Source organism: Curtobacterium sp. PhB146 (assembly GCF_004342995.1).
Taxonomy (GTDB): domain Bacteria; phylum Actinomycetota; class Actinomycetes; order Actinomycetales; family Microbacteriaceae; genus Curtobacterium.
Map to the genome: position 1 here is coordinate 19,480 of NZ_SMBN01000011.1, position 21,141 is coordinate 40,620.

General features: G+C 68.2%; 19 protein-coding genes. 11 read left to right on the forward strand and 8 right to left on the reverse strand.

Translation table 11 applies throughout. The features are described from left to right. The first annotated feature begins 110 nt into the window (after positions 1-110). From EDF33_RS20615 to EDF33_RS19545, 3 genes are read left to right on the forward strand one after another with little or no spacing between them, the layout of a single operon-like run. A complete protein-coding gene (locus EDF33_RS20615) occupies positions 111-950 on the forward strand; it encodes an MFS transporter (RefSeq protein WP_243692518.1) in 840 nt (279 codons plus the stop codon). 27 nt (positions 951-977) lie between these two features. Continuing rightward, positions 978-1,379, forward strand: coding sequence for an MFS transporter (locus tag EDF33_RS20620; protein ID WP_243692519.1), 402 nt, complete (start codon positions 978-980; stop codon positions 1,377-1,379). Between the two features lie 48 nt (positions 1,380-1,427). Further along, on the forward strand, positions 1,428-3,887 hold the full coding sequence (locus tag EDF33_RS19545) for a glycoside hydrolase family 3 C-terminal domain-containing protein (protein ID WP_243692520.1): 2,460 nt from the start codon (positions 1,428-1,430) through the stop codon (positions 3,885-3,887). A gap of 448 nt (positions 3,888-4,335) precedes the next feature. Here EDF33_RS19545 and EDF33_RS19550 read toward each other — a convergent pair whose 3' ends face one another. Further along, positions 4,336-5,352 carry an LLM class flavin-dependent oxidoreductase gene (locus tag EDF33_RS19550; RefSeq protein ID WP_132100945.1) on the reverse strand — a complete coding sequence of 339 codons (1,017 nt, stop codon included), beginning with the start codon at positions 5,350-5,352 and terminating at the stop codon, positions 4,336-4,338. A gap of 87 nt (positions 5,353-5,439) precedes the next feature. Between EDF33_RS19550 and EDF33_RS19555 the strand changes: the two genes are divergently transcribed. Together EDF33_RS19555 and EDF33_RS19560 are read left to right on the forward strand one after the other, a co-directional pair. After that, positions 5,440-8,064 (forward strand): DEAD/DEAH box helicase, encoded by a 2,625-nt coding sequence (locus tag EDF33_RS19555; protein ID WP_132100946.1) that lies wholly within the window; start codon positions 5,440-5,442, stop codon positions 8,062-8,064. Next, positions 8,064-8,576, forward strand: a complete 513-nt coding sequence (locus EDF33_RS19560) for a GNAT family N-acetyltransferase (RefSeq protein ID WP_132100947.1) — start codon at positions 8,064-8,066, stop codon at positions 8,574-8,576. The genes EDF33_RS19555 and EDF33_RS19560 overlap by 1 nt, the downstream gene beginning before the upstream one ends. A gap of 31 nt (positions 8,577-8,607) precedes the next feature. Here the strand turns inward: EDF33_RS19560 and EDF33_RS19565 are convergent, their stop codons facing one another. From EDF33_RS19565 to EDF33_RS19575, 3 genes are all read right to left on the reverse strand, one after another. Beyond that, positions 8,608-9,645 (reverse strand): NAD-dependent epimerase/dehydratase family protein, encoded by a 1,038-nt coding sequence (locus tag EDF33_RS19565; protein ID WP_132100948.1) that lies wholly within the window; start codon positions 9,643-9,645, stop codon positions 8,608-8,610. A gap of 86 nt (positions 9,646-9,731) precedes the next feature. Then, a complete protein-coding gene (locus tag EDF33_RS19570; protein ID WP_123294960.1) occupies positions 9,732-10,253 on the reverse strand; it encodes a ribonuclease H in 522 nt (173 codons plus the stop codon). Positions 10,254-10,323: 70 nt separating this feature from the next. Next, on the reverse strand, positions 10,324-11,154 hold the full coding sequence (locus EDF33_RS19575; protein WP_132100949.1) for a LysM peptidoglycan-binding domain-containing protein: 831 nt from the start codon (positions 11,152-11,154) through the stop codon (positions 10,324-10,326). Positions 11,155-11,260: 106 nt separating this feature from the next. Between EDF33_RS19575 and EDF33_RS19580 the strand changes: the two genes are divergently transcribed. Continuing rightward, positions 11,261-11,512: a hypothetical protein gene (locus EDF33_RS19580; RefSeq protein ID WP_123294958.1), complete on the forward strand. Its 252-nt coding sequence runs from the start codon at positions 11,261-11,263 to the stop codon at positions 11,510-11,512. Here the strand turns inward: EDF33_RS19580 and EDF33_RS19585 are convergent. The 3 genes from EDF33_RS19585 to EDF33_RS19595 all read right to left on the reverse strand — a co-directional run bounded on the left by EDF33_RS19585 (position 11,509) and on the right by EDF33_RS19595 (position 14,365). Then, positions 11,509-12,081 carry a hypothetical protein gene (locus tag EDF33_RS19585; protein ID WP_132100950.1) on the reverse strand — a complete coding sequence of 191 codons (573 nt, stop codon included), beginning with the start codon at positions 12,079-12,081 and terminating at the stop codon, positions 11,509-11,511. The genes EDF33_RS19580 and EDF33_RS19585 overlap by 4 nt on opposite strands. 51 nt (positions 12,082-12,132) lie before the next feature. After that, complete coding sequence (locus EDF33_RS19590; RefSeq protein WP_132100951.1) at positions 12,133-12,951, reverse strand: aldo/keto reductase; 819 nt, start codon at positions 12,949-12,951, stop codon at positions 12,133-12,135. A 208-nt stretch (positions 12,952-13,159) separates the two neighbouring features. Further along, on the reverse strand, positions 13,160-14,365 hold the full coding sequence (locus EDF33_RS19595; protein WP_123673613.1) for an MFS transporter: 1,206 nt from the start codon (positions 14,363-14,365) through the stop codon (positions 13,160-13,162). Between the two features lie 333 nt (positions 14,366-14,698). On the opposite strand from EDF33_RS19595, the gene nrdH reads away from it, so the two are divergent. From nrdH to nrdF, 4 genes are all read left to right on the forward strand, one after another. Next, positions 14,699-14,932: a glutaredoxin-like protein NrdH gene (gene nrdH / locus EDF33_RS19600; protein WP_017886897.1), complete on the forward strand. Its 234-nt coding sequence runs from the start codon at positions 14,699-14,701 to the stop codon at positions 14,930-14,932. A 111-nt stretch (positions 14,933-15,043) separates the two neighbouring features. Further along, on the forward strand, positions 15,044-15,460 hold the full coding sequence (gene nrdI, locus EDF33_RS19605) for a class Ib ribonucleoside-diphosphate reductase assembly flavoprotein NrdI (protein WP_132100952.1): 417 nt from the start codon (positions 15,044-15,046) through the stop codon (positions 15,458-15,460). Between the two features lie 17 nt (positions 15,461-15,477). Beyond that, complete coding sequence (gene nrdE, locus EDF33_RS19610) at positions 15,478-17,583, forward strand: class 1b ribonucleoside-diphosphate reductase subunit alpha (RefSeq protein WP_123294953.1); 2,106 nt, start codon at positions 15,478-15,480, stop codon at positions 17,581-17,583. A 94-nt stretch (positions 17,584-17,677) separates the two neighbouring features. Continuing rightward, positions 17,678-18,679, forward strand: a complete 1,002-nt coding sequence (gene nrdF, locus EDF33_RS19615; protein WP_111086559.1) for a class 1b ribonucleoside-diphosphate reductase subunit beta — start codon at positions 17,678-17,680, stop codon at positions 18,677-18,679. A 199-nt stretch (positions 18,680-18,878) separates the two neighbouring features. On the opposite strand, the gene EDF33_RS19620 is transcribed toward nrdF, so the two are convergent. Then, positions 18,879-20,192 carry a hypothetical protein gene (locus EDF33_RS19620; RefSeq protein ID WP_132100953.1) on the reverse strand — a complete coding sequence of 438 codons (1,314 nt, stop codon included), beginning with the start codon at positions 20,190-20,192 and terminating at the stop codon, positions 18,879-18,881. A 223-nt stretch (positions 20,193-20,415) separates the two neighbouring features. Between EDF33_RS19620 and EDF33_RS19625 the strand changes: the two genes are divergently transcribed. After that, positions 20,416-20,940, forward strand: coding sequence for a DUF6578 domain-containing protein (locus EDF33_RS19625; protein WP_132100954.1), 525 nt, complete (start codon positions 20,416-20,418; stop codon positions 20,938-20,940). Positions 20,941-21,141 lie beyond the last annotated feature (201 nt).

Sequence of the window (21,141 nt, forward strand, 5' to 3'; positions counted from 1 at the left end):
GTGCACACAGAAAACCTAGCCGCGCTTGGTTTTGGTGTTACCGTGGGCGGAGCCGCCGACGAAGGCGTGCGAGTCACCGGTGCAGGTGGCGTACCCGAGAAGAGGTTGCAGTGGCCAACGACGCCCTGACCGTCAACGACACCCCGACCGCAGTCGCACCCACGCGCGGCCGAGGTGCCCCGCTCATGTACACGCTCGGCATGCCGATCGCGATGCTCGGCCTGTACATCGCGCTGCTGCCGCCGGTGCTGGTCGCCATGGCGCTCAAGGTCGCCGAGATCGCGCCGGACAACCAAGCGGGCGTGCTCGGCCTGGCACTCGGTGTCGGCGCGTTCGCCGCGATGGTCGCCAACCCCCTGGCGGGTCGCTTCAGCGATCGGACTGCCGGGAGGCTCGGCATGCGTCGTCCGTGGATCATCGGTGGCACCGTGGTCGGCTTCGCGGGCCTCGTGGTCGTCGCGACGACCACCTCGACCGTCGTGCTCGTCCTCGCGTGGGGCGTCACGCAGATCGCCTACAACGCCACGATCGCCGCCATGACCGCGGTCCTGCCGGACCACGTCACGCGGTCCCAGCGCGGCCGGGTCGCGGCGCTGCTCGGGCTCTCCCAGAACCTCGCGCTCGTCGGCGGCACGTTCCTCGTGCAGCTCTTCTCGACCTCGGCGACGCAGATGATCATCCCCGGCGCGATCGGGTCGATCGTCGTCGTGCTCTACGCGCTCGTGTTCCGCGACCGCGTGCTCACCAACCGGCCCACGTCGAAGCTCGGCATCGGGCAGGTCTTCGGCTCGTTCGTCTTCAACCCCGTGAAGCACCCGGACCTCGGCTGGGCCTGGCTCACCCGGTTCCTGATGGTCGCCGCGCAGTACACCGCGGTGAGCTACCTGACGTACTTCCTGCGGGACGACATCGGCGTGGACCCGGACCACGTCGCGAACGCGGTGTTCTAGGGCACGCTGTGGAACGTCGTCGGCATCGTGCTCACCTCGCTCATCGCCGGCTGGCTGTCGGACAAGCTCGGCCGCCGCAAGCTGTTCGTCGCGATCGCGGGCATCGTCGGCGTGGTCGGGCTCGTGATCATCGCGCTCGCGCCGTCGCTCGGCATGGTCCTGGTCGGCGAGTTCGTGATGGGTGCCGGCATGGGCGTCTTCTACGCCGTCGACCTGGCGCTCATCACCGACGTGCTGCCGTCCGACGAGGACAACGCGAAGGACCTCGGCGTCGTCAACATCGCGCAGGCCCTGCCCCAGTCGATCGTGCCCGCGGCGGCCCCGGGCGTCATCGCCCTGACCGGCGGGTACAGCGGCTTCTTCATCACCGGCGCCGTCGTCGGACTGCTCGGCATCGTCTCGGTGTCCCGCATCCGCGGCGTGCGCTGACCACACTTCCCCAGGCTCTGAACGAAAGGACCGACCACCGTGACTACCGTGAACGACGTGACCACTGCCTCCAGTACGGCCGAGCGCATCGACGCGCTCGTCGACCAGCTGACCACCGACGAGAAGGTGCAGCTCCTGACCGGGCGCGACTTCTGGACCACCTGGCCCATCGAGAAGATCGGGCTGCGCCGGATCCTGATGTCGGACGGCCCCTCGGGCGTCCGTGGTGAGGTCTGGGACGAACGCGACCCGTCGCTGAACCTGCCCTCGGCGACCGCGCTGTCGGCGTCGTGGGACCGCGCGATCGCGAAGCGCTACGGCGCCGCAGCAGCCGTCGAGGCACGCCGCAAGGGCGTCGACGTCGTCCTCGGCCCGACCATCAACCTGCACCGCTCGCCGCTCGGCGGCCGGCACTTCGAGGCGTTCAGCGAGGACCCGGTCCTGACCGGTGACCTGGCTGCGTCGTACGTCGACGGCGTGCAGGAGAACGGCGTGGCCGCGACCCCGAAGCACTACATCGCGAACGACTACGAGACCGACCGCTTCACCGCATCGACCGAGGTCTCCGACCGGGCCCTGCGCGAGCTGTACCTGCTCGCGTTCGAGAAGGCCTTGACCGAGGCGCACGCGTGGGCGATCATGTCGTCGTACAACTCCATCAACGGCGTCACCGCGTCGGAGCACGACCTGCTCGAGACGCCGCTGAGCTCGGAGTGGGGCTTCGACGGCATCGTCGTGTCCGACTGGACCGGCGTGCGCTCGGTCGACTCGGCGAAGGCGTCGCAGGACGTCGCGATGCCCGGCCCGAACCAGTGGTGGAGCGAGGGTCCGCTGCTCGCCGCGGTGCAGTCCGGTGACGTGCCGATCGAAGCGATCGACCGCAAGGTCCGCCGCATCCTGACCCTGGCCGCCCGCGTCGGCGCACTCGAGGGCTTCGAGCCCGTGGCCGCGCAGCCGGTGCACGTCGAGGACGGCGTCGCGTTCGTCCGCGAAGCCGAGGCCGAGGGCGCCGTCCTCGTCCGCAACACCGGCGTGCTGCCGCTCGACGCGCCCGCCGTCTCCCGCATCGCCGTCATCGGCCACAACGCCGACCAGGCCCGCACGCAGGGCGGTGGCTCGGCCACGGTCGTGCCGTCGCAGGTCGTCTCGCCGCTCGACGGGATCCGCTCGGCGTTCCCGGGTGCCACGGTCGACTACGCGATCGGTGCCGTCGTGCAGGAGGGCATCGCGGAGTTCCCGCTGTCCACCATCACGAACCCCGGCACCGGCGAGCCCGGCGCCCGCGTCGCCTTCGTCAAGGACGGCGAGGAGCTGTACGTCGAGGACCGTCGCGCCACGGCACTGTTCTGGTTCGGCGGCGACGCCCCCACGCGTGAGGCCGACCGGCTCGACATCACCACGACCTACACCGCGCCGTCCACCGGCACCGTGCGCATCGGCATCGGCGCGGCCGGCCGGTCGCGGATGTGGATCGACGGCGAGCTCGTGCTCGACGAGGACGTGCCGTTCGAGGGTGACCAGCTCGGCGCAGCGTTCCTCAACCCGCCGGCCCGCTCGGTGCCCGTGTCGGTGACCTCCGGGCAGCAGGTCGCGATCCGCATCGAGTACGACGTCATCCAGGACGAGACCCTCGGCGGCGTGCTCGCGTACCAGTTCGGCACCGAGCCTTCCGACGAGGACCCGTCGGTGCTCATCGATGCCGCGGTCGAGGCTGCCCGCACGGCTGACGTCGCCGTGGTGGTCGTCGGCACGAACTCGAAGGTCGAGTCCGAGGGGTACGACCGCTCGTCGCTCGCGCTGCCCGGGCACCAGGACGACCTGGTGCGTGCGGTCGTGGCGGCGAACCCGAACACGGTCGTCGTCGTGAACGCCGGCTCGCCCGTGGAGATGCCGTGGCGGAACGACGTCGCCGCGGTCCTGCTCACCTGGTTCGGTGGCCAGGAGTACGGCAACGCGCTCGCCGACGTCCTGACCGGCGCGCAGGAGCCCGGCGGTCGACTGCCCACCACCTGGCCGGTCGCGATGGCCGACGTGCCCGTGCTCGACGTCACCCCCGTCGACGGCAAGGTGTCGTACGACGAGGGTGTCCACATCGGGTACCGTGCCTGGCTCCGTGCCGGCACCACGCCGGCGTACCCGTTCGGGCACGGCCTCGGCTACACCTCGTGGACCATCGACGGCGTCGTCGCGACGCCGACCGTGTCCGAGGGGGACGCGGTCATCGTCACGGCGACGGTCGCCAACACCGGACCGCGCGCCGGCAAGCACGTCGTGCAGGTCTACGCCTCGCGCGAGTCCTCGGCGGTGGACCGTCCGGCGCGCTGGCTCGTCGGGTTCGCCCCGGTCCGCCTCGGCGCGGGGGAGTCGACCGAAGTCTCGATCGAGGTGCCGGCCCGGGCGTTCGCGCACTGGGACGGAGCCTGGCAGTACGAGCCCGGCACCTTCACGCTGCACGTCGGAGCCTCGGTCACCGACGAGTCCGGGAGCGCGGCCCTCGAACTGGTCTGACCAGTTCGTCCGGTTTCCGCGCACCGACGACGCCTGTTGAGTAACATCGATGTGCGCCAGTCGGCTGGTTACCGTCGGCGCACGCACCGACTACGGGGTCGCTGGTTGTGCGACTCAGCCTCCTGATCCGGCTGACGATGCCCCAGCTTCCCCGGTGCGTCCAGAATGCGTCCCCGCGTCCGCGCGGGGGCGCATTCGTTCGTCCCGACTGTTTCCGTCCTGGAAGGGGTTCGGCGAACCGGTTGACGGACTTCGTGCGATCCGGGCAAAACGGGTGACGGATGATCAACTTTCTCGTCCTGAGGGCGCAACCGAGTGTGACAAACCGCTCGGTAGGTGGAACGATGGTCCCACCATCCCGTGCGGATCAGGGACGAGATGGTCATCCGGCAGGGCTCTCGAGCATCACCGACTCGATCTGAGCCCCGCCGGGTGTCCTGATCCGTTCTCAGGCCCGCAGTGCCGGCGCGATCTCCTCGGCGACGATGCGCAGGATCCGCTCGTGGGCGGCCACGTCGCCGTTCGCGGGCAGGGTGATCACGAGCTCGTCCGTGGCGGTGACGGCGGGGTCGGCGAGCAGGGCGTCGACGATGGCGGCCGGCTCGCCGGACAGCACCTTGCTGAACCGGAACGGCGGACCGGAGAGCGGTCGGCCCTCGTCGTCCATTCCCGAGGCGTACCCGGTCAGGAACTCGTCGTGGACCGTGCGGTCGTGGTCGTCGAGCAACGGCACGACGATGCGGCCCACCGCGACCTTCGACGTGCGGCCGGTCCCGCCGTGCAGCTCGGTGAACCGCTCGCGGTAGGCGGCGATCTGGTCGGCCTGCGCCTGGGCGAAGGGTGCACCGGTGTCCTCGGTGTTCAGGGTCGAGCAGTGCAGGAGCAGCCCCTTCTCGGCCGTGCGCACCGCGGTGCCCATGCTGCCGCCGCCCCACCAGACGCGGTCGCGTAGGCCGGGGCTGAGCGGCTGCAGGGTCAGGTCCGCACCGGCCGGGATGCTCTCGTAGCCAGAGCCGGCGCTGCCGAGTGCGTCGCCGTCGAGCACCTCGAGCAGTCGGGCAGCCCGGGCCTCGGCCTCGTCGCGGAACGAGCGGTCGACGGAGCCGAACACCGGGTCGAGGATCGGCCCGTACCCGGCGATGCCCGTACTGACGCCGAGCTGCACACGCCCGCCGCTCAGCAGGTCGACCGTGCTGGCGTCCTCGGCGAGGCGCACCGGGTCCTCGTAGCGCATGCCGAGCACCGCGGTGCCGAACGCGATGGTGCTCGTGCGCTGGGCCGCGGCGGCGAAGAAGGTCATCGGGCTCGTCAGGAAGGGCTCGAAGTGGCGGCCACGGACCCAGCCCGTGCCGTAGCCGAGGGTCTCGGCCGTCTCGAACAGCCGCAGACCGTCCTGCAGGGCGCTCGCCGCACCCGCAGTGCCGCCGTGGTTCGGGACGAAGGTGAGGAAGCCGAGTTCGCGCATGACGCGAGTCTATGCGCGCGTATGGAGCCGGGCCTCCCGGTCGACCGGGCCGACCACCTCGTCACCGCAGCCTGGGAGGATGGGGCCATGACCGACGTCACCACCGTGCCCCCGCTCGTCGCCGCGATCCCGGCGGCGGTGGACGGCGTCGTCGACGCCGACGAGGTCTACGAGGCCTTCGCGGCCTGGGCCGAGGAAGGCGGCCGGCCGCTGTACCCGGCACAGGACGAAGCGGTCATCGAGCTCGTCTCCGGCGCGAACGTCGTGCTGAGCACCCCGACCGGCACCGGCAAGTCGCTCGTCGCGGCCGGCGCGCACTTCGCCGCGCTCGCCGAGGGCAAGCGGAGCTACTACACGGCACCGATCAAGGCGCTCGTGTCCGAGAAGTTCTTCCAGCTCGTCGAGCTGTTCGGCGCGCAGAACGTCGGCATGGTCACCGGCGACTCCAGCGTGAACGGCGACGCCCCCATCGTCTGCTGCACGGCCGAGATCCTGGCGAACCTGGCCCTGCGCGAAGGTCCGGACGCCGACGTCGACGTCGTGGTGATGGACGAGTTCCACTTCTACGGCGACCCCGACCGCGGCTGGGCCTGGCAGGTGCCGCTGCTCGTGCTCGAACGTGCGCAGTTCCTGCTGATGTCCGCCACCCTCGGCGACGTCACGACCATCGCCGACGACCTGTCCCGACGCACCGGCCGACCCACCGCCCGCGTGACCGGCGTCAGCCGACCGGTGCCGCTCGCGTACGAGTACGTGATGACGCCCGTGCAGGAGACCGTCGAACGGCTGCTGGAGGAGGGCAAGGCGCCGATCTACATCGTGCACTTCGCCCAGGCGGCTGCGCTCGAGCGGGCGCAATCGCTGATGTCGGCGAAGGTCGCTGATCGGGCGCGTCGAGACCAGATCGCGGAAGCGATCGCGGGGTTCCGGTTCAGCGCCGGCTTCGGACAGGCCCTGTCCCGCCTGATCCGCGCCGGCATCGGCGTGCACCACGCCGGCATGCTCCCCAAGTACCGACGGCTCGTCGAGCAGCTCGCACAGCGCGGGCTGCTGCCCGTCATCTGCGGCACCGACACCCTGGGGGTCGGCATCAACGTGCCGATCCGCTCCGTGCTGTTCACCGGACTGACGAAGTTCGACGGCACGAAGATGCGGCAGCTGTCCGCACGCGAGTTCCACCAGATCGCCGGCCGCGCCGGACGCGCCGGGTACGACACCGAGGGTGACGTCGTCGCCGAGGCCCCCGAGCACGACATCGAGAACGCCCGCGCCGTCGCGAAGGCCGGGGACGACCAGAAGAAGAAGAGCAAGATCAAGCGGAAGAAGGCACCGGAGGGGTTCGTGTCCTGGGGGCAGGCCTCGTTCGACCGGCTCATCGGCGCCGAACCGGAACCGATGGTGTCGCGCATGCGCATCACGCACGCGATGGTGCTGTCGGTGGTGGCCCGCGGCGGTTCGGCGTTCGACGAGGTGCGCTCGCTGGTGTTCGACAACCACGAACCGCGCGCCCGCCAGCTCGCGATGGCCCGGCGTGCGCTCGTCATCGCCCGGACCCTCATCAACGCGCAGGTCATCGAGCGGGTGCCGGGGCCTCCGGTCTCCTACCGGCTCACCGTCGACCTGCAGTCGAACTTCGCCCTCAACCAGCCCCTGTCGCCGTTCGCGCTCGCCGCGTTCGAGCTGCTCGATCCTGCTTCGCCGACGTACGCCCTGGACATGGTCTCGATCGTCGAGGCGACACTGGACGACCCGCGGGCGATCCTGTCGCAGCAGCAGTTCAAGGAGCGCGGCGAAGAGGTCGCCCGCCTGAAGCGCGAGGGCATCGAGTACGAGGAGCGGATGGAGCTGCTCGAGGAGGTCACCTGGCCTCGCCCGCTGTCCGAGCTGTTGGAGGCGGCGTACGAGACGTACGCGGCGGAACAGCCCTGGGTCCTCGACTTCCAGCTCTCGCCCAAGGCCGTCGTCCGTGACATGTACGAGCGCGCGATGACCTTCGGCGACTTCGTGCGGTTCTACCAGCTCACCCGGTCCGAGGGGCTCGTGCTCCGGTACCTGTCCGACGCCTACCGGACCATGCGGCAGACCATCACCGAGGAACAGCGGAACCAGGAGCTCGACGACCTGATCGAGTGGCTCGGCGAGGTCGTCCGGCAGACCGACTCCTCGCTCGTCGACGAGTGGGAGGCGCTGCTCAACGGTGACGTGCTGCTCGCCCTCGCCGAAGAGCAGGAGATCGCGCCGCCGCAGCCGGCACGGCTCACCGGCAACGTGCGGGCCTTCACCGTGCTCGTGCGGAACGCACTGTTCCAGCGGGTGCTGCTCGCCGCGCGCGACGACGTCGACGGACTCGGGGCGCTCGACGCAGCAGCCGGGTTCGACGGCGACGCGTGGGACGCGGTGCTCGAGGAGTACTACGAGGAGCACGACACCATCGGCACCGATGCCGAGGCGCGTTCGATGTCCTACCTGGTGCTCGACCAGGCGGGGGCGACGGGTGCTGGGGCGACGGGTGTGGGGGCGTCCGGCTCTGGGGCTGCAGGCTCGGCGCGTGTGTGGCGTGCCCGGCAGATCTTCGCGGACCCGTCGGGCGACAAGGACTTCGGGTTCTCGGCGACGATCGACCTCGACGCCTCGGACGAAGCCGGCGAGGCCGTGGTCCGGGTCACCGAGATCGGTCGGTTCGACGGGTGGGCCGACGTGGACGTGGACTGATGCCGGCCGGCGCTGGTTCGTTCGTCGTGCGTGCGCTCGGCGCGGACGACGTCGACGCGCTGCAGGGGCTGCTCGAGACCGTGCCGGACTACGCCGAGCGGATCACCGGGTACCCGCCGGGGCCGTCCGACGGGTTGAGCGCACTCGTGTCGGTGCCGGACGGCTTCGACCCGGCGGGCAAGTACGGGATCGGGCTGTGGGACGGCGAATCGCTCGTGGCGTTCGCGGACGTGCTGCTCGGGTACCCGGCACCGACCACGGCGTACGTCGGACTGCTCGTCGTCCGCGGCGATCGGCAGGGTTCCGGCCTCGGACGAGTCCTGCACGAGGCCGTCGTGTCCCTGGCGGCAGACGCCCGCGCCGACCGACTACGACTGGGGATCGTGGCGACGAACGCGGTCGGTGCCGAGCCGTTCTGGCGGGCGCTCGGGTACGCACCGACAGGGGAGCGGAAGCCGTACCGGTACGACGGGCTCGAGAGCACGGTGGCGCTGTGGGATCGGGCGGTCTGATCCTCGTGGGTCAGTGGTGGAGCAGGGTTGGTCAGGGGCGGACCAGGCGCTTCGCGACCAGGCTCCGGGCCGCCGCCACGATCGCCTCGTGCGGATCACGAGGAGTCCAGCCGAGCACGGTGCGGGCTCGCTCGTTGGAGGTGCGCTTGGCGTAGCCGAGGTCGGGCACCATCGCACGGAACTGCGGCTGGGTCTCGGCCGCGGTCCGTACGACGTCGTCGGGCAGCGTCTGCGTCGGGACCGCCTGGGCGTCGTCACCGAGGTGCTCGCGCAGGGTGGCGGCGATCCCGGCCATCTCGAGCGCCGGGCCGTTCGACAAGAGGAACCGCTTGCCCGCTGCATCCGGGGCGGTCGTCGCGGTGACGTGCGCCGCGGCGACGTCACGTACGTCGACGATGGGGATGAACAGCCGCGGGGTCGCGGGCATCGCTCCGGAGAGCATGGACTGCAGGATGTGGTTCGCGCCCGACACCGCGTGCCCCATCGCCGGACCCATCACCGCGACCGGCATCGTCGTGACGAGCTCCGGCGCACCGGGCTCGGACGCGACGAAGTCCCACGCGGCCCGTTCGGCGAGGGTCTTGCTCTTCCCGTAGGCGTCGACTCCGGGCCCGTCGAGCACCGTCCAGTCGGCCTCGGTGAACACGTGGTCGGAGTGCGGGTGGCCCCAGCTGACCGCGTGGAAGGCCGAGGTCAGCACGACGCGATCGACTCCGGCCGTGTGTGCGGCGCGCAGTACCCGCAGCGTCCCCTCCACCGCCGGACGGACCACGGTGTCCTCGTCCTCGACGTGGCCGGGCATCACCGGCGAGGCGACGTGGTGCACGACGTGGATGTCCGCGACCGCCTGAGCCCATCCGTCATCGGACGTCAGGTCGGCGGCGACGAACTCCAGCCGGTCGTCGGCGGTCAGGCCGGCCTCGGCGAGGACCGCACGGACCGCGGGTTCACGGTCGAGGGACCGGATCGTGGTGCGGACGCGGTGCCCGGCGTCGAGCAGCTGCAGGATCAGGTGGCCGGCGATGAAGCCGGAGCCGCCGGTGACCAGGACGTGTTCGGTGTTCTCCATGCGCCCAGCATCGTCTCGGGGTCGGATGCGGACCAGTGCCTCGGTGTTCCTGGGTCTCCGAGACCCAGGCTGACCGAGCTCGTCGGTCAGAAGAGCGTGGCCGGCGGGGTCGCCTCGGGCAGTGCGGACGGCTCGGTGACCTCGACGCCGGGCCAGCCCGGACCGTGCGGCACGTCGGTGTGGTTCTGGTAGGCGGTAGCCGCACCACGGGCGCGGACGTCGGCGGCCTCGTTCATCTCGTGGCCGACATGCCCGCGGACCCACTCGAACGTGACCTTGCGGCCCTGCAGTTCGGCGTCGAGCTCCTTGATGATCTCGACGTTCATGACCGGCTTGCCGTCTGCCTTGCGCCAGTTCTTCCGCTTCCACCCGGCGAGCCACTCGGTGCAGGCCTTGATGGCGTACTGGCTGTCGCACAGGATGTGCAGCGGCTCGCCGGAGTCCTTCGTCGCGCGGAGCAACTGCAGGACGGCCGTGAGCTCGCCGATGTTGTTCGTTGCCCGGGGCCAGCCACCGGCGGCCCAGCGGTCGTCGTCGACGTACCAGGCCCAGCCAGCGGGGCCGGGGTTGCCGAGGGCTGAGCCGTCTGCTGCGGCGACGATCGTCACGAGGGGACCTCCTGGTCGGGGCTGGTGCCCGTCGAGCGTAACGGACGGTCGAGTTCCGTCCGCTCCGAGGTCAGCGGCGTGCGGGATCGAGGTTCAGCGTGCTGCCCTCGAGCAACCAGTCGTCGGCGCGGGTCTCCATGTACGGGTTGAGCCACTGCACCTCGGCCGGCGTGATGCCGAACCGCTGCGCGACCGTGGTCAGCTCGTCGCCGTGCGCCACCAGGTAGTCGGCCGGTCGTCCGTCGGCGTCCGTGACGATGCCGTACGCCCCCGGTCGGTCCTTGCCCACGGTGATGCGCAAGTCCGGGTAGGGGTTCGGGATCTTCCAGTCCAGAGCACCGACGGCCAGCACCGATCCGACCCACGGGCGTTTCGACGGGTCTTCGTCCGGCACTGAGGCGGGGACGAGGACGACGCTGCGCAAGTAGTCCGGTCGTGCACCGGCGTCGTTCATGACCACGGTCTTCGGCGGCCCGGAGGCGGCGGTCCACTCGGTCGTGTCCCGCGCCGAGGCGTCACCGCCATCGAGCGGGCTGGCGGTCCGGTGCCGGAACTGCAGGCTCATCTGCTGCGGGTTGGTCGTGCGGTAGCCGGACAGCTGCGCGGTGAACGTACCCATGTCGTTCGCCACGATGCGCACGTGGATGCTCGTGTCACCGCTCGGGGACGTGACGTCGGTCTCCGCCGCGACCGTGCCCGTGGGCAGGACCTGCTCGACCTCGTCAGGTTCCCCGTCGACTTGCTCGGTCGTGAGCGTCGGATCGGGGATCGGTTCCGCCGTCCGCTCGGCCGCCTGTCGGGTGGGCTTCGGCAGGGTCTCGTCCCCGCCGAACGCCGTGCAGCCCGTCAGCAGCAGCCCCACCATCGCCGTGCCGATGACCGCGCTCGCCGCGGTCCGCATCCGTGTCATCGTTCCCCCACGGCAGGGAGCGTACCGCCGGGGTCCGGCCCGATCGACCGCCGTGACCGAACTGGTACTCGGGGCACACGGACTACCGTCCGGGAGCATGAGCGACAGCATCCCGGAGACGCCGGATCCCGACTCGACCGACACTGCGTACAGCCCGTCGAGCGAGCGGGAGACCGAGGCGTCGCAGACCGACCAGCGCAGCGACGCCGAACTCGAGGCGGACGGCATCGACACGTCCAAGATCACCGCCGCACCGGGAACGGGAGGCGCGGACGACGCCGGCGACGTGGAACCCGCACCGGGCGATCTGCACCTGCCGTGGCAGTCGGAGGAGGACCGCCGGGGCTAGCGCGCCACGCGGTCGAGTTCGCGGACGAGTTCCTCGCCGTCGCGGACGTCCCAGAAGGCGAACAGCTGCGGTCCGAACAGCCCGTCGAGTCCGGTGTTCGCGTAGATCTTGGCGGTCGCTCCGCCGGCGAAGAATGCCGCCACTCCGCTCGGATCGCCGGTGTTCCACTCCACCGAACAGTGTCGTCGGCCGCCGGTCCAGGTGATGGTGCGATCGGTGCGTCCCACCGGGACCTCGCGGGTGGTGTTCGGCGTGATGATCAGTGCGCGGCGGTCGGTGACGGCGTACACGGTCGTGCGCTTGCGGTGTGCCTTCACGAAGAAGCGGCCGACCACCAGGTGCACGCCGACGATCGAGAACACGATCGGGATGATCGCTCCCACGCCGAGGTACCCGTTCCGCACGACGTCGAGGACCGCGAACGCGACGAAGCCGGTCCACAGCAGGGAGAACGGGATGAGGAAGCCGTCCCGCCCCGTGAAGAGCTTCGCCGGGTCGCTCGTGCCGGCCCAGTACAGGTGCTCGTCGGGCCCGAGGTGCTCACGTGCGGTCTGCTGAGGATCGTTCACCCCGAAGAACCTACGCCGTCACGCGAGCACCACGTCACGACGGCGCTACCGTCACGACACCGAGTCGGGGTGCGAGCCCGTCCGCTGCCCGGACTCGAGCGTGGCGATCGCCGCGAGCTCGTCGTCGCTGAGCACGAAGCCGTCGACGTCGAGGTTCGACCGGATCCGCGACGGCGTCACCGACTTCGGCAGCACCACGACCCCCTGCTGCACGTTCCACCGGACGAGGACCTGCGCGACGCTCACCCCGTGTGCGTCAGCGATGCCGGTGAGGATCGGTTCGTCGATCAGCCGACCGCGACCGAGCGGCGACCAGGCTCCGGTGACGATGTCGTGCTGCTGGTGGAACTCCATGAGCTCGCGCTGCGGGAGCCACGGGTGCCGCTCGACCTGGTTGAGCACCGGCGCCTCACCGGTTTCGTCGACGAGCCGCTGCAGGTGCGGCACCTGGAAGTTCGAGACCCCGATGCTCCGCGCCCGGCCGGAGTCGCGCAGCTCGACGAGCGCGCGCCAGGTGTCGACGTAGCGGTCGTTCGCCGCGGCCGGCCAGTGGATCAGGTAGAGGTCGACCGCGTCGAGCCCCAGCCGCTCGAGGCTGCCGTCGAACGCACGCAGGGTCGCGTCGCGCCCCTGGTGGTCGTTCCACACCTTGGTCGTCACGAAGACGTCGTCACGGTCGAGCCCGGAGGCCCGGATCGCGTTCCCGACGCCGGTCTCGTTGCCGTACATCTCGGCCGTGTCGACGTGCCGGTAGCCGGCTTCGAGCGCGAGACCGACCGCCGTCTCGGCCTCGGTGTCGTCGACCTTGTAGACGCCGAACCCGATCGCGGGGATCGCGGCGCCGTCACGCAGGGGAAGTGAACTGACCATGCACCCATCCTGCCGGTGCGTGGCGGGCGCGCGCCGGGCCTCCCGGCCATCTGTGGAGAACGCGACCCGCCCGCCGGACGCACGTTCCTTCCCACATCGGCCGCGATCGCAATTGCAATCGGGCGTACCTGGTCAGAACTTTCGACCAGGTACGCCCGTTTCGGCCAGGTACGCCGAAAATCCCCACCGAAAGCCCCGCGCCCCCCGCTCAGGTCGGCAGGACCACCGGCTCGGTGTCGGGGATGGGGCTGGCGTCACGGCCGCGCAGGTCGGGCAGCCAGCGCTTCGCCCCGAGCGCGACGACGACGCCCACCCCGGCCATGACCGCACCGACCGTGAAGCCGCCCACCGGGCCACTGCTGTCGATCAGGAAGCCGGCGACCGCGGACCCACCGGCGGCGCCGATGAGCTGACCGGTGCCCATCCAGCCGTAGGCCTCGGCGGTGTCGGAGAACTTGACGGTGGCGGAGACCGAGCCGAACATCACCGCGAGTGCCGGCGCGATGCCGATGCCCGCAATCACGAGGGCGATGCAGAGCCACCAGAAGTTCGTGCCGCCCAGGGCGAGCGCGAGACCGACGAAGACGATCGCCATGCGCGTCCACAGGGTGTTGGGGGAGATCGGACGGTGGCCGAAGGCCAGGCCGCCGAACAGGGACCCGACCGCGAAGACGGCCAGGACGATGCCGGCGTTCGGGCTGCCCTCGCCGAAGACGCTGGTGACGCTGGCCTCGACCGCTGCGCACGCCCCGATGAGCAGCAGACCGGTCAGGGTGGCGACGACGACCGACGGCCGCTTCAGCACCACGCCGAACGCGCGTTTCGAGCGGGGGATGCGGACGCGACCGAGCTCGGGTGAGGCGATGAACCAGATGCCGCCGACCACCAGGAAGACCATGGCGACGACGATCGCCTCGACCGTGCCGACCTGGGTCGCGACGAAGGTGGTGATGACCGGGCCGGCGACCCAGATCAGTTCTTGGGCGCTGGCGTCGAGCGAGAACAAGGGGGTGAGCTGCGACGAGGTCACCATCTTGGGGTAGATGGTGCGCACCGCCGGCTGCACGGGCGGGACCGCGAGGCCGCCGAGGAACCCGACCACCACGTAGCCCCAGAGCGGCATGAGGACGAACCCGATGACCCCCATGCTCACGAGCGCGACGATGCTCGTCAGGATGAGGACGGGGCGCATGCCCCAGCTGCCCATCCAGCGGCTGGTGAGCGGGCCCGCGAGCGCCTGCCCGACACTCGTCGTCGCGAGCACCAGGCCGGCGGCGCCGTAGGAGTGGAAGACGTGCTCGACGTGCAGCAGGTACGCCAGCGAGAGCATCCCGAACGGGAAGCGCGCGGTGAGCTGTGCAGCGATGACACGACCCACGCCGGGGGTCTTCAGGAGGGGGCCGTACGTGCTCACGAGACGAGTGTACGGACCGGACGGATCGGGGTGTCACCCGTCCGGGGGAGGTGTGGAGGAGGTCCTCGTCGACACCGTTCTCAGACACGCCGACGGGAGGTGTCGAGAACTTCCGTCCACAGCTTGTGGAGAGTGTCGGTGGTGGGTGCGAGAGTGGCGGAAAACCGGGCCTCCGGGAATCCACAGTCTGTGGATCGGGTTGTGGAAACTACAGGCGTGTAACACTTTCTCTTGTGGTCGACGGGTCCGCCGGGCACAACATGTAGTAGCGTCGTCCTCAGCACCGCACACGAACTTCGGACCTGGAATCAGGCCCAGAAACCAGGGGAGAACATGGCCGTCACCGTCTACACCAAGCCGTCCTGCGTCCAGTGCACAGCGACGTACCGGGCCCTCGACAACAAGGGCATCGAGTACGAAGTGCACGACGTCTCCACCGACGAGGCAGCCCTCGAGCACGTCAAGAGCCTGGGCTACATGCAGGCCCCCGTCGTCGTCACGGACGACGACCACTGGTCGGGCTTCCGCCCCGACAAGATCGCGACGCTCAGCGCCGAACTGGCGTAGTCGTCTCCCGTCCTGTGGACGGTCACCCGGTTCCGTTCAGGAGGCCCGGATCACTGCCCGCAGGACACCCTCCGGTCCGCCTGTTCCGCACCTTCACCACAGGAGCGCACCATGAGCCGATTGGTCTACTTCTCGAGCGTGTCCGGGTACACCGCACGCTTCGTCGAGAAGCTCGGCCGCGACGCGGACCGGATCCCGCTCTACCCGAGCGAACCCTTCCTCCACGTGGACGAGCCCTACGTCCTGGTCCTGCCCACCTACGGTGGCGGCAACGGCGAGGGTGCGGTCCCCAAGCAGGTCATCAAGTTCCTCAACGACGCGCACAACCGCTCGCTCATCCGCGGTGTGGTCGTCGGCGGCAACACGAACTTCGGCGAGGCCTACGGCCTGGCAGGGGACGTCATCGCACGGAAGTGCAACGTCCCCCTTCTCTACAGATTCGAACTCTTCGGGACCCCTGACGACGTGTCGGCGGTCAACTCAGGATTGGATGCATTTTGGACGCAGCAGTTGCAGACGTCGATCTGACGTCGCCGCAGACGGGGATGGACTACCACTCCCTCAACGCGATGCTCAACCTCTACGACGCGGACGGGAACATCCAGTTCGACAAGGATCGTGAGGCCGCCAAGCAGTTCTTCCTGCAGCACGTCAACCAGAACACCGTCTTCTTCCACAACCTGAAGGAGCGGCTCGACTACCTGGTCGAGAACGAGTACTACGAAAAAGCGACGATCGACATGTACTCGCTGGACTTCATCCAGCGACTCAACGACCTGGCGTACTCGAAGAAGTTCCGGTTCCAGACGTTCCTCGGCGCGTTCAAGTACTACACGAGCTACACGCTCAAGACGTTCGACGGCAAGCGCTACCTCGAGCGCTTCGAGGACCGCGTCGTCATGACCGCCCTCGGCCTGGCCCAGGGCAACGAGCAGCTCGCGATCGACCTCGTCGAAGAGATCGTCGCCGGCCGCTTCCAGCCCGCCACCCCGACGTTCCTCAACACGGCGAAGGCCCAGCGCGGCGAACTCGTCTCCTGCTTCCTGCTGCGCATCGAAGACAACATGGAGTCGATCTCGCGCGGGATCAACTCGTCGCTGCAGCTCTCGAAGCGCGGCGGCGGCGTGGCCCTGCTGCTCTCCAACATCCGTGAGGCCGGTGCCCCGATCAAGCAGATCGAGAACCAGTCCTCGGGCATCATCCCCGTGATGAAGCTGCTGGAAGACTCCTTCTCCTACGCGAACCAGCTCGGTGCGCGTCAGGGTGCCGGCGCGGTCTACCTCAGCGCCCACCACCCGGACATCATGAAGTTCCTCGACACCAAGCGTGAGAACGCCGACGAGAAGATCCGCATCAAGACGCTGTCCCTCGGCGTCGTCGTGCCGGACATCACGTTCGAGCTCGCGAAGAACAACGAGGACATGTACCTGTTCTCGCCGTACGACGTCGAGAAGGTCTACGGCGTCCCCTTCGGCGACGTCCCGATCTCCGAGAACTACCGTGCGATGGTCGACGACTCGCGCATCAAGAAGACGAAGATCAAGGCGCGTGACTTCTTCACGACCATCGCCGAGATCCAGTTCGAGTCCGGCTACCCGTACATCGTGTTCGAGGACACGGTGAACAAGGCCAACCCGATCAAGGGTCGGATCAACATGTCCAACCTGTGCTCGGAGATCCTGCAGGTCAACACCCCGACGACCTTCAACGAGGACCTGTCCTACAAGGAGATCGGCAAGGACATCTCCTGCAACCTCGGGTCGCTGAACATCGCGCTGACGATGGACTCGCCGGACTTCGGCAAGACCATCGAGACGGCCATCCGCGGCCTGACCTCGGTCTCGCAGATGTCGCACATCGCCTCGGTGCGTTCCGTCGAGGACGGCAACGACAAGTCGCACGCCATCGGCCTCGGCCAGATGAACCTGCACGGCTACCTGGCTCGTGAGCGCGTCTACTACGGCTCCGAAGAGGGCATCGACTTCACGAACATCTACTTCTACACGGTGCTGTTCCACGCCTTGCGCGCCTCGAACAACATCGCCATCGAGACCGGCGAGACCTTCGACGGGTTCCGCGACTCGAAGTACGCGTCGGGTGAGTTCTTCGACAAGTACACCGACCAGGCGTGGACCCCCGCGACCGCTCGTGTCGCCTCGCTGTTCGACAACGCGAACATCACCATCCCGACGCAGGACGACTGGAAGGCGCTGAAGGCGTCCGTCCAGGAGCACGGCATCTACAACCAGAACCTGCAGGCCGTCCCGCCGACCGGTTCGATCTCGTACATCAACCACTCGACGTCGTCGATCCACCCGATCGCGTCGAAGATCGAGATCCGCAAGGAAGGCAAGCTCGGCCGCGTCTACTACCCGGCGCCGTTCATGACGAACGACAACCTGGACTACTACCAGGACGCGTACGAGATCGGTGCCGAGAAGATCATCGACACGTACGCCGCGGCGACGCAGCACGTGGACCAGGGCCTGTCCCTGACGCTGTTCTTCAAGGACACCGCCACCACGCGTGACATCAACAAGGCCCAGATCTACGCATGGCGCAAGGGCATCAAGACGATCTACTACATCCGTCTGCGCCAGCTCGCCCTCGAGGGCACCGAGGTCGAGGGCTGCGTCAGCTGCATGCTGTAGAGCTGCCGCTCTCTTCCTGGAGGCGCGGGGCGGGCCCCGCCCCGCGCCTCCAGTCCGTCATCAGATCACCATCTCGAATCCGGAAGACAATCCCATGACCCTCACCGACCCGGTCCACGCCACGGGCAAGTCCATCCCGCTGATCAGCTCGGTCAGTGCCATCAACTGGAACCGCATCCAGGACGACAAGGACGTCGAGGTCTGGAACCGGCTGGTCAACAACTTCTGGCTCCCCGAGAAGGTGCCGCTGTCGAACGACGTGCAGTCGTGGAACACGCTGACGCCGGCAGAGCAGCAGCTCACCATGCGAGTCTTCACCGGCCTGACGCTGCTCGACACCATCCAGGGCACCGTCGGCGCGATCAGCCTGATCCCCGACGCGATCACCCCGCACGAAGAAGCCGTCTACACGAACATCGCGTTCATGGAATCGGTGCACGCGAAGAGCTACTCGTCGATCTTCTCGACCCTGGCGTCGACGCCCGAGATCGACGACGCCTTCCGCTGGTCCACCGAGAACGTGAACCTGCAGAAGAAGGCCCAGATCGTCCTCGACTACTACACCGGTGACGACCCCCTGAAGCGCAAGGTCGCCTCGACGCTGCTCGAGTCGTTCCTGTTCTACTCCGGCTTCTACCTGCCGATGTACTGGTCGTCCCGCGCCAAGCTCACCAACACCGCCGACCTGATCCGCCTGATCATCCGCGACGAAGCCGTCCACGGGTACTACATCGGGTACAAGTTCCAGAAGGGCCTCGAAGGCGCTTCCGAAGAGCGCAAGCAGGAGATCAAGGACTACACGTTCAACCTGCTGTTCGAGCTCTACGAGAACGAGGTGCAGTACACGCAGGACCTCTACGACCAGGTCGGGCTGACCGAGGACGTCAAGAAGTTCCTGCACTACAACGCCAACAAGGCGCTGATGAACCTGGGCTACGAGCCGATGTTCCCCAAGGAGACGACGGACGTGAACCCGGCGATCCTGTCGGCGCTGTCGCCCAACGCCGACGAGAACCACGACTTCTTCTCGGGGTCGGGGTCGTCGTACGTCATCGGCAAGGCGGAGAAGACCGAGGACGAGGACTGGGACTTCTAGGTTCCGCTCAACCGGGGAACGCCCCGCTGGCTTCGGCTGGCGGGGCGTTCTTGTGTCCGTATGTCGCCCCGTCAACGAAATGGAGCGCGGACGGGCTATGTGAGACATGGCTTGTCGGCACCCTGGAGTGTGCAGCAGTTCGTCCGGTGGGCGACCCGCTATCGGTCCACCATTGCCGAGCTTGATCGAACGGCCTGGATCAGCGCGGGGCACGTATCAGTGTCGCGAGGACGGCATTCGCGCCTGTGGGACGCGCGGGGCCATACTGCCGAAGCAGCCACCGCAACATCGCACCGCCGGCGGCACCTGCGGCACCTACCGCTACGGCTGTGGCGAGTTCAGCTTGTGCTGACACGGCAGCTGCGGTTCCGACGCCCACCGCACCATCCACGATGAAGTCGCTTCCGGCATTACGGAACGACGCGCCGAAGCGTGACTGACTAAGCGAGCGTTTCACGTCCTGGATGGCAGGGACGAGCGTCTCCCTCACCCGATCTTGCAGCGTGTCCAGATCGTCGTTCTCGGACGCGCGATGCAGCTCCTGCAGCTTCAGTCGCCACGCTTCAAAGTCGTCTGATGACGCTCGTATCGCCACCGCTTCGGTGAGCGGAGTATCAGCGGTTGGAACCGCGACACGGCTGACTTCTCGAAGCATCGAAGCCGGAAATGCCTTCACTGAGTCGTTGTACCTCGCCCGCAGCAGCCCCAACGAGGCTCCGTTCGCGGGAACGTATTGAGCGGCACCGGCGTGAGCGACCGCGATGGTCTTCGCCAGGTAATACAACGGGGGTGCGAACTGCGTTGGCCGGTCCGCCCGTACCACTGGGAGGTTCATCTCAAGCTTCATGCCACGGATGCTGTCCCATGTGTGCAACTCGCTGTCGTCGGCGCTGTCGAGGAACCGCTGCAGAGTCTCGTTTCGACTGTCGATCCGGACCGCCGTTGCGAGTTGCTGCGTCGTTGCCCGGATCGTCGGCCACTGACTCCTGAGAACGATGATCCCAGCACGGATTGGCTTGTCGAGCACGTAGAGGTTGTTCACGATCGCGGCGAAGCGCTTTGCGGCCGCGGCAGCGTCGGCGCGTATTCGGTCGTAGCGGAACGGGTCGAGCCACATCTCGGGACCAGTAGCGACTGTGTCTGCCTGCCCGTCTGGTCGTCGGTACCGCGTTGCCCACAGCGGAGGAAGCCTACGGCCGTCCGAGAAGAAGTCCGCGAGCGGATCAAGTACCAGCAGTCTCGGGTAGTAAAGCAACGCGTCGCTGAGTTCCTGCCGCAGCAGTTGCTCACTCCAGAATGAACCGAGGAACCCGCCGAGGAACGAGGCGCGCGGCTGATCGTCGCTGGGTGTGCCGTCGAGATCCGGTTGCGCGTTCCAAAACTCGGTCAATGTATCGCGAATTTCGTCCAGCTCGCTCGTACTCAGCCGGTGCAGGGCTCCGTCCCGAACCCGCTGGCCCACGGCGTTATCCAGCGCATCCAGGATCGTTACGGGCGGCATCAGTGCGGGCATCTTGGACCTCCTCAAGCGGTGCCTACCGTAGCGGTCCACACCGACATCACCGATCAAGGCCGCAAAGGAGCGCACGTGCAATCACGGCCGATACCCGCCCCGCCTAATGGTTCAACCTCGTCGTCATCTGACGTGGCCAATGTCGGTTAGCCGATCGGTTAGCGGTCACTTCCGCCGAGATGTCGAGGGCTGGCGCCCTCTCTAGGCGGATAGCCTTCGGGACATGCCGCCCGAACAACGTCCGTCGAAACACGTAGTTTTCCCCGCGACAGCGCACGCTTTGTTCGCCGGTGCCCCTAGCTTCGTTGACCCGGCAGCTGAACGGCGACAACCCTGCGTCGTCCCGTCGGAGAGCATCGTGCCGCCTCTGGGAGACGGGGAGCGCGACGTCTGGCTCATCGAATGGCAGGTCGCGGAGGATGCTTTCGACGTCGCCGTCGGCGAGCAAGTTAGGTGGGACGTCGTCGACGCGGACCCGATTCGTCTCGGCCACTTCGGAGGCCGACGCACGGTGACCGAGGAACGCAACACCGATGCTGAGCAGCTTGGTGCCGGGCCAGAGCGCCCAATCGCCGGCATCGTCACTCGAATCGACCAGGTGTCGGTCCGGTACGGGCCGTCCGCGAACGGCTCGGGGCAGGAACCAATCCCAGGCTCTGCGATGCAGCACGCGGCGCGAACGTTGACCCCGCGAATCCCGCACGATGGGACGATCGTCGGCTGGGCCGTCCGCATCCGGCTCGACTGAAGTCGACTGGGGTCGCGCCCGGTAGAGCCCGAGTCAGCCGCCTCGAGTTCTCGTGGTCTGAGGACTCCGGACCTTCCCGTCGCAGGTGCTTCGTGATCACTGAGCTATCCTCAATCGAGACGGGCTCCGACAAAATACACGACCCTCGAACAGGTTACATTTCCCACAACAAATATTACGATGCGGTAACGGGGTACGGGG

Coding starts and splice junctions, on each gene's coding strand:
- EDF33_RS19550 (WP_132100945.1), bottom strand. CDS start 5,352: ATGCGCGAACTCGGCTTCCTCACCTTCGTCCCGAACCACGGCGGCACT.
- EDF33_RS19555 (WP_132100946.1), top strand. CDS start 5,440: ATGACCGACGTCACCACCGTGCCCCCGCTCGTCGCCGCGATCCCGGCG.
- EDF33_RS19560 (WP_132100947.1), top strand. CDS start 8,064: ATGCCGGCCGGCGCTGGTTCGTTCGTCGTGCGTGCGCTCGGCGCGGAC.
- EDF33_RS19565 (WP_132100948.1), bottom strand. CDS start 9,645: ATGGAGAACACCGAACACGTCCTGGTCACCGGCGGCTCCGGCTTCATC.
- EDF33_RS19575 (WP_132100949.1), bottom strand. CDS start 11,154: ATGCGGACCGCGGCGAGCGCGGTCATCGGCACGGCGATGGTGGGGCTG.
- EDF33_RS19580 (WP_123294958.1), top strand. CDS start 11,261: ATGAGCGACAGCATCCCGGAGACGCCGGATCCCGACTCGACCGACACT.
- EDF33_RS19590 (WP_132100951.1), bottom strand. CDS start 12,951: ATGGTCAGTTCACTTCCCCTGCGTGACGGCGCCGCGATCCCCGCGATC.
- nrdH (WP_017886897.1), top strand. CDS start 14,699: ATGGCCGTCACCGTCTACACCAAGCCGTCCTGCGTCCAGTGCACAGCG.
- nrdI (WP_132100952.1), top strand. CDS start 15,044: ATGAGCCGATTGGTCTACTTCTCGAGCGTGTCCGGGTACACCGCACGC.
- nrdE (WP_123294953.1), top strand. CDS start 15,478: ATGGACTACCACTCCCTCAACGCGATGCTCAACCTCTACGACGCGGAC.
- nrdF (WP_111086559.1), top strand. CDS start 17,678: ATGACCCTCACCGACCCGGTCCACGCCACGGGCAAGTCCATCCCGCTG.
- EDF33_RS19620 (WP_132100953.1), bottom strand. CDS start 20,192: ATGCCCGCACTGATGCCGCCCGTAACGATCCTGGATGCGCTGGATAAC.
- EDF33_RS19625 (WP_132100954.1), top strand. CDS start 20,416: ATGCCGCCCGAACAACGTCCGTCGAAACACGTAGTTTTCCCCGCGACA.